Annotated in this window: 7 protein-coding genes; all 7 read right to left on the bottom strand. The window is 23.8% G+C overall.

Annotated features, from left to right (window positions below; genetic code table 4):
• Positions 1–14 precede the first annotated feature (14 nt).
• The 7 genes from RRG59_RS03235 to uvrB all read right to left on the bottom strand — a co-directional run bounded on the left by RRG59_RS03235 (position 15) and on the right by uvrB (position 14,281).
• Positions 15–608, bottom strand: a complete 594-nt coding sequence (locus tag RRG59_RS03235) for a hypothetical protein (RefSeq protein WP_322902121.1) — start codon at positions 606–608, stop codon at positions 15–17.
• A 122-nt stretch (positions 609–730) separates the two neighbouring features.
• On the bottom strand, positions 731–862 hold the full coding sequence (locus tag RRG59_RS03230) for a hypothetical protein (RefSeq protein WP_322902119.1): 132 nt from the start codon (positions 860–862) through the stop codon (positions 731–733).
• A 166-nt stretch (positions 863–1,028) separates the two neighbouring features.
• Positions 1,029–2,693, bottom strand: a complete 1,665-nt coding sequence (locus RRG59_RS03225) for an IS1634 family transposase (RefSeq protein WP_322901920.1) — start codon at positions 2,691–2,693, stop codon at positions 1,029–1,031.
• A gap of 176 nt (positions 2,694–2,869) precedes the next feature.
• Positions 2,870–7,261, bottom strand: a complete 4,392-nt coding sequence (locus tag RRG59_RS03220) for a fibronectin type III domain-containing protein (RefSeq protein WP_322902118.1) — start codon at positions 7,259–7,261, stop codon at positions 2,870–2,872.
• A 42-nt stretch (positions 7,262–7,303) separates the two neighbouring features.
• Positions 7,304–11,770 (bottom strand): autotransporter outer membrane beta-barrel domain-containing protein, encoded by a 4,467-nt coding sequence (locus RRG59_RS03215; protein ID WP_322902116.1) that lies wholly within the window; start codon positions 11,768–11,770, stop codon positions 7,304–7,306.
• A gap of 14 nt (positions 11,771–11,784) precedes the next feature.
• A complete protein-coding gene (locus RRG59_RS03210; protein WP_036430036.1) occupies positions 11,785–12,297 on the bottom strand; it encodes a hypothetical protein in 513 nt (170 codons plus the stop codon).
• Positions 12,290–14,281 carry an excinuclease ABC subunit UvrB gene (uvrB, locus tag RRG59_RS03205; RefSeq protein WP_322902114.1) on the bottom strand — a complete coding sequence of 664 codons (1,992 nt, stop codon included), beginning with the start codon at positions 14,279–14,281 and terminating at the stop codon, positions 12,290–12,292. Before uvrB ends, RRG59_RS03210 begins: the two co-directional genes overlap by 8 nt.
• Positions 14,282–14,346: the final 65 nt, after the last annotated feature.

Below are 14,346 nucleotides of genomic sequence, written 5' to 3'. Positions count from 1 at the left end.
TATTTTTATATTTTTTAACGAGGTAATCTAGCAGGGAAGATATCTTTGTTGTTTTCAATATTACTCTTTGAAAAAACAATAACTTCACTTCCATCTGTTTTTCAGAAAATAAATGTATATGATTTACCGTCTTCTAACTTGTTTTCGTCTGTAAATTGTCATCTCAACGGAAATTCTGCACCTTCTTTTGCTGTTGTCAAACTTTTTTTAATAACTACTGGTTTCACCAGTGTGTTATTATTAGAAGAAATAACTTCAGCTGCAAAAGCATTTCAATCACCAGTTGCATCTTTTACAGGAGATAAATGTAAACTAATATGGAAAACACCATCACGATCTAAGTTATTTGAACCTGTTTGAGCTGGAAATAATAATGTTCTTGTTTTTACATTACCACTAAATTTAGCAATACCATATTCAGTGAAATCTATATCTCCAATTCTATTTTGAATTTCTTTTCTGTCTTCAGATGTCTTAGGTTTTTCTTTGGCATGTCTTTCTTTTGTTTGTTTAGTTTCATAATCTGAACAAGAAGAAGAAATTGTAGAAATACCTATTCCTAAACTAGTTATAATCCCGATGTTTTTTAAATATTTTTTTAATATCATATTATATATAATCCTTTTCTATAATTAACATGTATATGTTACACATTTTTTAATAATTCAAATAATAAAATATAAAAAGTGAATTTTTTTATTTAAAATAACTTTAAAATTAACTTTTTATATTATTCTTTTTCAAAGGGTTTTTCAAATTCTGTGAAAATATCAGGTAATTCATATTTACTTGGTCACAATCTGTTATTTCTTTGCAATTTATATGCAAATGAATTTTCGTTATAATCATTAAGTTCACCCATAAAATTCATCCGTTGAGAATTTAAAATAAATCCTCCAGAAAACAATCCACCTAAACCTATATGAATACCATATATATTTCCTTCATCATCATAAAAACCTCCTGAGTTTCTGAGTTAATTAAGATAAAAAGACGAATAACCCTATGAAATAGGGAAATTCGTCTTTTTATATATCTAATTTACTATGTATAAAATCTGTGAATTTTTTAATTAATACATAATTCTGAAAATCTTTTTTGTTATTTTCATTTGTTTCAAATAATGTCTCTATTATTTTGTTATCAACCTTTTTAACTATTTTGTTAGCTGTTAATATAGCTTTAATAAAGTTATCAGTTGTTATTTTAAAATCAATAAGTCCTGCATCTTTTTTAAATGACTCATTCAATAAGTGAATTATTGTCTTAATTATTACTAAAGATAAATAACACAAGATAAAGTGACCTTTAATATGAGAATTGGTTCATACATATACAGGTCTTACTTTTAACGCTGTTTTTAATGTTCTAAAATTTTCTTCAATTCTTCATTGGTTTTGGTAAATTTGAACTACTTCTTGTGGTGTTAAATCAGTTCTATTTGTTTCATATACATAAATACCATCGAACTTTTTATCTTCTAAGACTTTTTCACAATTTAGTTCAAAATCACTACGACCTATTTGTTTAAAAAACTTATATTTTTTTGAAGCAAACATTTGTTCACCTCTAACAATTCCGTCTTTATTTTGTCTTTTCTCAAAATTATTTATGAGTATTTTACGATCTTCTCTATCTTTAATTGCTCTTGATTTTGAATAAGTAATAATTCTTCTTCTAGTTTTCCCGTTAAATCTTTTGTTGTTTCATAATGACTTATATTCAATTTCTTTATATCTAAATTCAGAATTACCAACATAACCGTTTTGATCTAAAATATAGTTCTTAAATTCAGCGCTTCCTGACTTTGCTCTATATGAAATAATAAAATTTATACCTAAATCTTCTAAAAAACGAATATTTCTATTTGTGGACATACCTTTATCAGAAATAATGGTTATGTTATTAATTTGATAAGTTTGTTTTAAGTCTAAAATAAAAGGGATAAAAGTATTTGGATCTGCTGTATTTCCTTTGAATAATTTCATATGAATTGGTATTCCATTAATATCAGTTGCCATACCCAAAACAACTTGGTCTTCTTTAAATTTTCCGTCTTTTGAATAACCAGGAAATCTCAATCCATCTCTTTGAAAAGTTTCAAAATAAACAGTTGACGAATCAAAGAAAACAAGTTCAATTTCTCTGTTAGTAATTTTACTTAATTTATTGTTTAAGTTCTTTAAAATACCTTTTTCATTTTCTACTAATACATCTAAAAGAGAATAAAATGCATCTTTTTGTGATTTTATTGTATTAATAAAGTTATCTTTAATTTCAAAATTTCTAATGATACTATTTGAATTAATTATTCTAGAAGCAATGCAATATTCTAAAATTGATTTTAAATCCTTATGCTTGGTTTTTGATATCGATTCAAAGATTTGTAGTTTGTCTATAAATTTATAAATAACTTCTATTCCATAGTTAATTGAATTAACTGTAATTTTTTGATTTTGAATAGAATTTAGTAATTCTTGTTTAACGAAATCTTTTTCCATATCTTCTGTAAGTTCTTTTGCTTTTGTTTTTAAAATAGAAATAACATCAGGATTAATTTGTTCTAATTGTTCTAACCAACCCAAACCAATTTGTTTCTTAGTACCAGCACCATAACCACCAGAAATTCCAGCAAAAATATATATTCCTTTTGCTCTTTTGCTTTTTCCAATTATGTAATTATTCACTTTCATATAATAATTATACATTGTAATCATAGTATTCAAAACAAAAAATAAAAATTTCTATATATGTATACATATATAGATTCTAAAAAAATTAAAAATTTGGTCTTCAACTCAGAAACTCAGGATAAAATATAAAAAGTGAATTTTTTTATTTAAAATAACTTTAAAATTAACTTTTTATATTATTCTTTTTCAAAGGGTTTTTCAAATTCTGTGAAAATATCAGGTAATTCATATTTACTTGGTCACAATCTGTTATTTCTTTGCAATTTATATGCAAATGAATTTTCGTTATAATCATTAAGTTCACCCATAAAATTCATCCGTTGAGAATTTAAAATAAATCCTCCAGAAAACAATCCACCTAAACCTATATGAATACCATATATATTTCCTTCATCATCATAAAAACCTGTTCCTGATGACCCAGATCCAAGTTGATTAACATCTCCACTTCGGGTATCTTTAAAAGTTCTCATAACTGTATAAATATCAGTTACACCTTTATCTACGTCAGAACCTTCATTTATAATTCCTGCAAAGTAATTAAATCTAGCTTGTATATTTCTAGCACCTGATACTCTTGGTCCTGGGAAAGATGATGCATATAAGGTTACAAAACTTTGTCCTTTTATGTATCTACCTTTTTTAGAAATTTTATTTGGTTTTAAAGTCATTCAGTCATTAAGGTGTTTAGCCATATAAAACTTATCAGTTTTATTATTACTGTTTATGTTAGCATTATAATAATCAACTAATTCTTTGATGTTAATCTTAAATATTTGTAAATCTGCTTCACTTCTTTTAGTTGAATTAGTTCCATAAACAGGTGTACCATCTAGTTTAAAAGATTTTGTTGCTTCTCATTCAAATTGTGTTTTTAAATTAATTGAATTTCTTGGTAATCAATATGTGCTTACATCATTTTTATCTACATGATCCTTAGGTGAGATAGTAGTTTCACTGTAACCCAGAGGAACATGACGATTTGTTCCTACATAAAATTCATAATCATTTGGATCACTAGGTTTAACTTTCCCTATTAATCAAACTGTACCATAGTTGCTTCCAAATGATTTTTTTACTACCTCATTTAAGATTTGATCATCATTTAAATGAGTTGTAGTTCTTCATTCCATAGCATCAAATTTGATTTGTTCTTCGTGATTAATAGATTTGAATTCATTTTTGCGATCAAATAAAAAACCATCTAATCTTAAATAATTATTTTTGTGTTGAACTTCATTAACATATAAAAACTTATCTGTTTCATTGTCATCAATATACATTATTGATGTGTAATTTTGTGCTTTTTCTATAAATGTTGAAGGAGTTTGAGATAAATTATGTATATAAATATCTTTGTTAATTACACCTGTTCTTGCTTTTAATTCAATTACTAGCTCATCATTTATAATAGATACTTTTGCTTTAATTCTTTGATTTATTAAATCTTCTAATTGTTGATCTGTTAGTGTAGGTCTTGCTTGTTTATTGTTTTCAAAACCTAAAAACAATGCTTTATATAATTCTTCTCAATTTTGAATAAAATCAATTTTTATATTATCAATAGTTTTATTAGGAGAATTGTTTAATTTGTTATATGAAAATGATATTCCATATGCATTTTGGTTATTCGTTCAATAACTTAAATTAATATTATTAGAAGAAGCAAAGAAATTAAAGTTTATAATAGCTTCTTTATCAGCATTTAAATTTTTAAAATTATTTAATTTCTTTTTAATAATATATGTAGTTTTATCAAGTGATTCTTGAAATTCTTTCTGAGCATAATTTTCTATTATAGTTCCATAATTATAATTAACATTACCTAAACTATAATTTATAGTATCTTCTTTTGCTGTTTTAGGATAACCATAGTCACCTTCTTGGAAAAGGTGATATTTTTTCTGTAATTCTTTTAAATAAAATTTATTTAAATTTACATAATTAGTGTAGTTAAAATCTAAATTTCCTGTTTTATTTATTAATTTATAGTCATTTCCATCTTTTTGTTTGTTAAACATTTCACTAACAGTAGTTATTGAACTTCCTGTGTTTGTATGGTTAGTAAAACTAGATCCTATTGCATCTTGAAAGACTATATTTGATATATTAATATCTTCAAATAAAATTTTATTTCCTAATAAATTAATATTGTTAATATCAAAAGTTGTAACTGGTCTTAAATTATGTTTATGCACTATTTCTATTGTTCTTAATTTCCATTGAATGCCAGGAGTTAAATTTTTAAATTCAAACATCTTTAATTCATCAAAATTTAGATAAACATATTTATTATTTTCAACTCTTTGGCTTCTTGGTTCTCAATCATAGCCTGTCGACCTGTTGTATACTCTTTGTTGTTCAGGTGTATCTTTTGGAATGCTTTCTTGAAAAGTGTCTACAAAGGTTAATTTAAAATATTTTTCTTTTAATTGTTTTAAATCATTATCATTTAAATTGACATTAATTGAACCTAAAAAAGTATTATATACACCTTGTTTTTTTGCAAATTGTACTTTTGTAATTGTTGGATTTAAATTGTTAATATTTAAATCCAATGAAATATTTTGACTTACTTGTAAATATTTATGTCCCTGTAAATCAAATGTATCAGTTAGATAATATTTATTAAAACTATAGTCAAACTTTTCTAAACCATTAGTGATTTTGATTTGATTGTTTTGAACTATACCTTGTAATGTAATATCGCTACGATATGCATTTATATCAGGTTTAAAAGTAATTAGATATTTATCATTATTATTTAAATTACCAGATACACTTATTAAAAGATCATGACCTACTGAAAAAATAGAATTAACTATAACTGAATTATTAGAGCTAGTTTTTGCTAATGATTCAATTGAGGAATTGAAATTTACTATTTGATTATTGTAATTAATGTTACTAATGTCATTACTTTCATTATCATCAACTTGTACTATTAAATATTGGGAATTTCCGTCATATTTAGTTTTATATATTTTATTATTGTAATTAAATGAAAAATCTTTATATTTATCATTAGATAAATTATTGAATTCAAATAATAAACCCTTCTTTATTCCAATATCCATTTTTTTAATATTTGTAATATTTAATTGTGTTTGAGGTTTAAATTTAGCGACCAAACTTTCATAATCACTAAAACTATCCATTAAATCATAATTAATTGTTTCATTATTAGTTATTTGATTTAAAGTAGTAAAAGATTTATTTAAATGATTAATATCTATATTTTGGTTATTTATAGATATTGAATTTATTGTATAGTTTGTATTTGGTTTTAAATTATTTAAACTATAAAATAATCTATTGTTTGAAATTGTATATCCTGAATTAATTTGATGTAAATTATTAGATTCTGAATAATTTATAATTATCTTATTACTTACATTTTGATTAAACTCTAAATTTAAATTAACAGAATTACTTGAAATGTTTGAAAAAATATCTTGATTTAAAATTCTTATTTCTGATGGTTGAACTGGGGTTTCATTTGATGAAATATTAGAATCAGGATTCTTTATAGGTGGGTTTTTTGGTTCTTCTATTTGATTGTTAGGTTGTTTCAGTGTTCTAAAATTAATGGTTTTACTAATTTTGTTTAAGTTAAAAGGTATATGATTATAATAAATATTTTTTAAGTAATATATAGTATCTGGAGTTAAATTACTAATGTCAAAATATATCTTATTATTCTGTATTCTAAAATAATTTTGTTTAAAAGGTGCTTCTTGATTTTTTGAAATTTCTAATGTATAAGATTCATTTTCATTAATTTTGTCTACTTCTAAAACTACTGTAGCATTATTTGGTGTTATGTTTAAAAAATCAATTTTTTTTATTTCTTGTGCTTTTGGTGTTAAAAAACGTGAATTTTTGTTTTGATTAATTCCTTCAACTATGTTTGAATATCTTATATTATGTATTGTATATAAAGTATCAGGTAATAAATTATTTAAAATAACTTCATTACTCTCTTTATTAAAATCAAAGGTTCGTTCAAAAGATTCTCTTGTAGTTTCATCTATTTCTAAATCCACTGATCCATTTCCATATCTATGATAACTTACTCGACCAAATTCAACTGTGAAAGTATTGTTAGTAAACTCTGAACTTACAGCAAAATTAAATGTTAATTTAGCATTATCTGAATTAACTTCATTAATTTTGAAATTTAAAAATCTAATGCCTTTTGTAAGAAAACTATTTTTCGCTGAATTTAAGTTTAATCTAAAATTAGATAAACTAAATCTAGTAAATTTATATTCTGTTGCTGGAAATAAATTTTCATATTCTAAAATAATTCCTAATTCATTTTTTCTTATTCTAACAGGAGTTTTATTTTCATTTAATACAAATTGATTAACATTTAGTTTATCATCTGGAAAATTTGGGAAATTTTTTAGTAAAAAAGACAACTTGTATTCACTTTCAAAAACCATTTCAATATTATCGTATGAAAATTCTTTAATAGAATTAACACAAGATATCAAGGATACAGTTGATATAGGTGATACCCCTAGTAGGAATAATAATTTATTCTTTTTGGAAAATTTTGACATAATGCTCCTTAAATCAAAATAGCTAGCGTTTGCTAGCTTTTCTTATTTTTCAAAAGGTTTAATAAATTCATTGAAAATATTTAGCATATCATATTGTTTTGGTCATAGACGATGTCTTCTTTGTATCATATATGCAAATGATTTATCATTATAATCATTTAAATCACCCATAAAATTCATTCTTTGTGAGTTTAATAAATATGAACCGTTTCCTCCATCACCTACTTTTCCTGCATGAATTGATAAGAAATTACCTTCATCATCATATAAACCTGTTCCAGATGAACCACCTTGGAATTGATGATATGCTTCAATATCTGTATCTAAAAATGATCCTCTAAAATAAATTTGATCTGATCTACCATAACCATATTGACCAAAATCATCTCAAGCAAATGAAGAAAGATAATTATGTCTCATTTGAATATTACGTTTAGAAGTACCTGTTGTTGAGCCTGGGAAGCTAGAAGTATAAGCAGTAAAGAATTGATCTTTTTTAATATACTTTCCTTTATTAGATACTTTAATATCTTTTAAATTCAATCAATTAGCTATATGCTCAGCAGATTTAAATTTTGCATCAGTTGGGTTTCCATTTTTATGTCTATTATAATAATCAACCACTTCTTTAATATCTATTTCTACTATTTGTAAATCTGCACTGCTTCTTAATTTTGCATTTGAACCATGTCTTGGAAGTGGGTTAGCTAAGACTTCAGTTCCATCTATTCTTTTATTACCTTGAGAAGCTTCTCATTTAAATCTTGTATGAACGTTTCATTGACCAAAAGAACTAAAATACAATGAAGTATCAATTGGAGAATCGTGATCTTTAGGTGCTGATAAAGACATAGGTCCATAAGTTGGAACATGACGATTTGTTCCAAAGTAATATTTATAATCATTTGGGTCGTTTGGTTTTACTTTCGAAATCATTCATCCTGTTCCGTAGTTAATACCTATAGACCTGTCAATTACTTTTTTAAAAATTTCATTGTTAAATAATGGATTACTTTTTGTTCTTCAAGTTGATACTTCTATATTAAATTTTTCATTTTGAAGCAATGGATATTTATTTTTAGGAACAAAATTTGAATTAGCATCAAATAAAAAACCATCTATTTTTAGTTTATTAGTATCAATATTTTTATTTTCATATGTTAATTTATTTGATTCATTTTGATTTTCTACATACATTATTGATAAATAATTATATGCTCTTTCAATATATGTTGATATTTCTTGAGAAAGGTTGTGTAAGTAAATTTGATCATTGATTACACCGTTTCTTGCTTTTAACTCAAATACAAGTTCATTATTTTCTATAGAAACTTTTACTTTAATTCTTTGGTTCATCAATTTTTCTAATTCTTGAATATCTAATTCATTTATTGATAAATCATTTTTTTCTATTTTGCTATTATGTCCTTTATAGATTTCATCTCATAATTTAACAAAATTAATTTCTAAATTATCGATTGTTTGATTAGGTTGACTTTTAAGATAATCTAATGAAAAACTAACTGTATATGCGTTTTGATTTAAATATCAATAATCCATATTAGTATTTTGTGGATTGGCAAAAAAGTTAAAATTAATAATGGCATCTTTTTCAGGAGTTAAATTGTTAAAGTTTGCTAAACTTTTTTTGATTTTATATGTGTTTTTGTCATTATGTTCATAAAATTTCTGATCAAAGTTTTCTATAACAACACCTCAGTTATAACTTTTATTATTAAAAGTAAATTTTTTAACTTCTTCTTTTAAGTTCATTGTTGAATAATCATTATATAGATCAAATAATTTTTGAGTTGAACTTAAATAATGTTTATTTAACTCTTTATAGTTATGATAATTTCAATCAATTGTTAAATTAGTATCATCATTTTCTATTCTATTATCTAATTCTTGTTTAGTAATATTATTATTAGAAGTATTAGATTGATTATTAGTGTTTGTGAAATTATTTGGGAATCCAGAATTTAAAGTTAAATTATTAACTTCCAACTTAGTTATTAAGGTCTCTAAACCATGTTTAGAAACATTATTAAGAGGTATGTCTAGAACTGTTTGTAAATTATGCTTATTAACTATTTCTACTTTATATAAAACTCAATTCATCCCCTCTGTTAAATGTTTAAATTCAAATGATTTTAGTTCATTAAAAGTTAAATATAAATATCTATTGTTTTCTGGTCTTAAATTTCTTTCCATATAATCAAAAGCATTACCTTTAGTTCCATAGGTTTGCTTTTCATATTCACTATCAGGTACAGCAATATCTCTTTGTGATTTATCTAGAAAACTTAATTTAATATATTTATCTTTCAATTGTCCTATTTGATCATCTTGTATATTTAAATTAATTGAACCTTCAAATGTATTTGTGTTAATATCTTTTGCTACAAATTGAATATTTGAAATTGATGCGCTTAAGGTAGGTACAGTTAAATCAAATGAGGTTAAATTTTCACTTGCATAATATTCTTGTCCGGTATTTACATTAAATATTGAAGTAACTCAATACTTAGTAAAACTGTGATTTAATTTTGATTTAATATCATTAATTGTTAAAGAATTACCTGATATAGAATCTGCTGATATTGTAAAATCTGATGTATATGTATTAATATCAGGTTTAATTGTTATTAATACCTTATCTGTATTAGTAAATACATTACTATCTGTAGAAACTGATAAATTATTATCATTAATTCTAGCGCTATTGACATTAGCATTTGTTGTTGTAATACTTCTAAATGTAATATTACTTATAGTTCCGTTAAATTGAACATTTTGATTGTTATATTTAATATTAGAAATGTTTGAACTTTCTGAATCATCTACTAAAAAGTAAAAATCTTTTGAATTTCCATCGTATTTAAAACTATAATTTTTGCTGTTATAAGTAAATGTTAAATCTTTATATTTTTCTTGTGGTGTTTGTGAAGCTGTGAACACTAAATAACTCTTATTGTTGTTTCTAAATTTAGAAATGCTTGATATTGCTAAATTATTATTTGTATATAATTGCCTTACTTGGGCATCATAAGTTGCAAAATCTCCCATTAATGAGTAATTAATAGTTGAATTAGTTATAGGTCTAGCATCATTATTTTGATTAGTTCTAAAATTTCTATTAGAATAATTTGATAAAGAAATTATTTGTCCATCAATATCCAAGTTTAAAAGTTCATAATTATTACTTGATTGTAAACTATTTAAATTAAAATCTAAATTATTTGTATTATTAAATGTTTTATTAATAAAATGTGAAGAACTTAGTGAATTATTGCGATAATTTAACCTAACATTTTTATTTGATATAACTTGATTCAATGAAATAACTGCAGTTGCAGAGTTAGTTGTAATGTCATTTATATTAACACTTGTAGCATTAAGATTATTAATTATTTCTTTAGTTGTAAATGAAGATGAAGGGATGTTTGTTAATGCATTATTATTCAATTTAATTGAATTTAATGTATATAAAGTATTAGAATTTAAATTTGTTAAATTAATACTTAATGAACTGCTTCCAGGATTGTAATTGCTTGTTGTGAATATTTTATTATTTGAAAAACTAAATTCAAAGGTTTTTTGATTATTATTTTTTAATTGGTTATTAGAAAAATCAACATTTAAAACAGCAGAATTTGATGTTATGTTAGTTATAGATACGTTTGATATAGCAAAATCATCTTCTGCAGCAGTTGTTGGTTCAGATGTGGTAGTAAATGTTTTATTTACTATTTTTGATAAATCAAGTGATTGTCCATTTAACTTAACTGATGTAATGTTGTATGAAGTATTAGCTGTTAAGTTATTTAAAGCTATATTTAAATTATTACCATTAAATACTAAATTATTAAATGTTCTTGTAGTTCCATTATATGTGATTTCTAAAACATTATCAGTATTATTTGAATGATCAAATTCAAATAATAAATTTAAATTATTAAAACTTGGGTTTGAATTAGTTATATTAGTTAATTTATATTCTTGATTTTTTGGTTCAATAGGATTTGGCGAAGGTTTAGGCTGAATAGGTTCTATAGGATTAATTGGTGGGGTAGGATTTTCTAGTTTATCTTCTTTGTTATTTAATGTTTTAAACATTAATTTATTAGCAAAATCATCAAGATTAAGTTCTTGAGTTTTATTATCAAAATTAAAATAAATTTTGGTTATTTTATAATTAGTATTGGCTAATAAATTAGTTAAATTAAAGTTAAATTTATTATTTGATTGACTTGTTTGAGCAATTCTTTTATTGTTTGAACCATCTGAATATTCTAAAAATAGTGTCTTTAGATTTTGTGAATTATTAATTTCTATATTAATAACAACTGAATTTGTATTTACATTACTTATTTTAATTTCTTTTAATGAAAAGTTATTATTACTTGGATCTCCACATGCTATTGCAATAACTGGTATTAATGGTAAAGTACCTATGACTGCTGATTTTAAAAGAAATATTTTTTTAATATTTTTGATTTTTTTCATAAAAACTCCTTATATTAATCTGGTATATCACAACCATTAAATGCTTCAAATATAAAGTATAAACTATTTAATTGTTTTTGTTTAGATTCATTATTTAAAATATCAAATTCCGAAACTAGTGTGATTATATCTTTGGTTGAACCATCAATATTTGCTAGTTTAAAGATATCTTTTGCATTATTTATAATTAATTCTTTGTTTTGATTCTTTATATAATCAAAGTTATTATCTTTTTTAAATAAATCAATAATTTCTAAAAATGCTTGTTCTTTTTTATTGTCTTTTCCTGTGTATTTTTTATCTTTTAAATAATAAAAAAGATAAAAAATAAATCTATTTAAAACAAGTGAAAAACCAGAATTACGTTTAAAATTATTTCAAGTTAGTTCATTAAATAATTCTGAATCTTTTATTTCTTGTAATTCTATAATTAAAATTTTCAAGAAATTTTGATAAATAGAAACTACATCTACTGAACGGATTTGAATGACATCCACATCATTTATAATATCTATATATTTATACATTTTTATTGACCTTTTCTAATTCTAATATTTTATCTCTAAATGATATTGCCAATTCATAATCACGCATTTTGGCTGCTTCATTCATTTGTTTAGTTAGTTCTTCAATTAATTTTTCTTTTTCTTTTAAAACTGAATTATTAATAGTTTTCTTTTTAATTAATGCATCAATGGCATTTTGAATTTTTTCATCATAACTAGATTCCGGAATCTCTTTGATAATTGTTTTAGGAATAATATTGTTTTTCTTATTGTAAGCTAATTGTAATTCTCGTTTCTTTTTATTGTCATCTAAACATTCTTGAATTGCTGGTGTAATTTTATCTGCATATAAAATTGCTTTACCATTTGCGTTTCTAGCACACCTTCCTACAATTTGAATTAAAGCTGTTGAACTTCTTAAAAAACCAGTAACATCTGCATCTAAAATCATTATCCGGGATACTTCTGGAATATCAATTCCTTCTCTTAATAAATTAATACCGATTAAGACTTCTGCTTGATTTGTTCTTAATTTTCTAATTATTTCATTTCTTTCTAGAGTTTTAAAGTCTGAGTGTAAGTAAATTGCTTTTATTCCTTTTGTAATTAAATATTCACTTAATTTCTCTGAAGATTCTTTAGTAAGAGTAATTATAATACTTTTTTCATTCGTTTCCCTTAGACTTATAATGGTATCATATATATCATCTATTTGTCCATATGTAGGTTTGATTATGATTTCAGGGTCTACTAGTCCAGTTGGTCTTAAATACATATGAGCAATGTTCCCATTTGATTTTTCTAATTCCTCTGATGAAGGAGTAGCAGAAACATAAATTTTTTGAAAATTAAATGAATTATTAAATTCGTCATAATTTAATGGTCTGTTTTCTGCAGCTGATGGTAATCTATAACCATTATCTATTAAATTAATTTTACGAGTTTTATCAGTTTCTGGCATACCTTTAATTTGTGGTAAGGTTTGGTGCGATTCATCTATAATCATTAAAGAATTTTCAGGAAAATAGTCTAATAAGGTATATGGTCTTTGTCCAAAATCTCTTTGATCTAAATACATTGAATAATTTTCAATACCCTTGCACATTTTAAATTCTTTTAATTCATAGATATCTTGTTTAATACGAGGTTCTAATTTTTGTGCTTCTAATAATTTATTATTAGAATTAAAATATTGTAATCTTTCTGCTAATTCTTTTTCTATTTTTTGAACGACTTCATCATATAAATTAATATCTGTTGCATATGCTTGTCCTGGTACTAAAATATAGTTTGTTTCTTTTGTTATTACTTTTTTAGTTAATGAATCAACTACTGCTATCTCTTCTATTTCATTATCATAAAAACTTATTCGGATTGTTTTATCTTCATCATCTGCTGGTCTAATAAAGATTAAGTCACCTTTAACTAAAAATTGACCAGGTTCAGGAGATACATCGTTTCTTTGGTAATGAATTTTAATTAATTCATAAATAAAATCTTTTTTAGTTATTAATTGACTTTTATAAAATCTAAAAAATGATTCTTTATATAACATTGGATTTAAAGCACCATATATAGCAGATACACTAGCTACAACAATAACATCTTTTCTGGTTAATAATGAATTGATGGTGCTTAATCTTTGAATTTCTATTTGTTGATTCACTTTTGAATCTTTTTCTATATATAAATCTTCTGAAACTTTATATGCTTCTGGTCTAAAATAATCAAAATAAGAAACATAATATTCTACAGCATTGTCAGGGAAAAATGATTTTAGTTCATTATAGAGTTGTGCAGCAAGAGTTTTATTGTGAGATAAAATTATTGCAGGTTTATCAAATTCCTTAATAACATTTGCCATTGCAAAAGTTTTACCAGAACCCGTTACTCCAACTAGTGTTTGATTTGTTATTCCGTTTTTTATGCCATTAACTAAATACTCAATTGCTTGTGGTTGGTCACCACTTGGACTATAATCTGCTTTCAACTTGAACAAACTCATAATTAATTAAATTATACTCTTTTATTTTTTATAAGGTATTTAAGTATTTACATAAATTATTTATT

The organism is Mycoplasmopsis felis, assembly GCF_034647055.2.
GTDB lineage: Bacteria > Bacillota_I > Bacilli_A > Mycoplasmatales > Metamycoplasmataceae > Mycoplasmopsis > Mycoplasmopsis felis.
The sequence above is the reverse complement of the archived record's forward strand: the minus strand, read 5'-3'. Positions and strand labels throughout refer to the sequence as shown.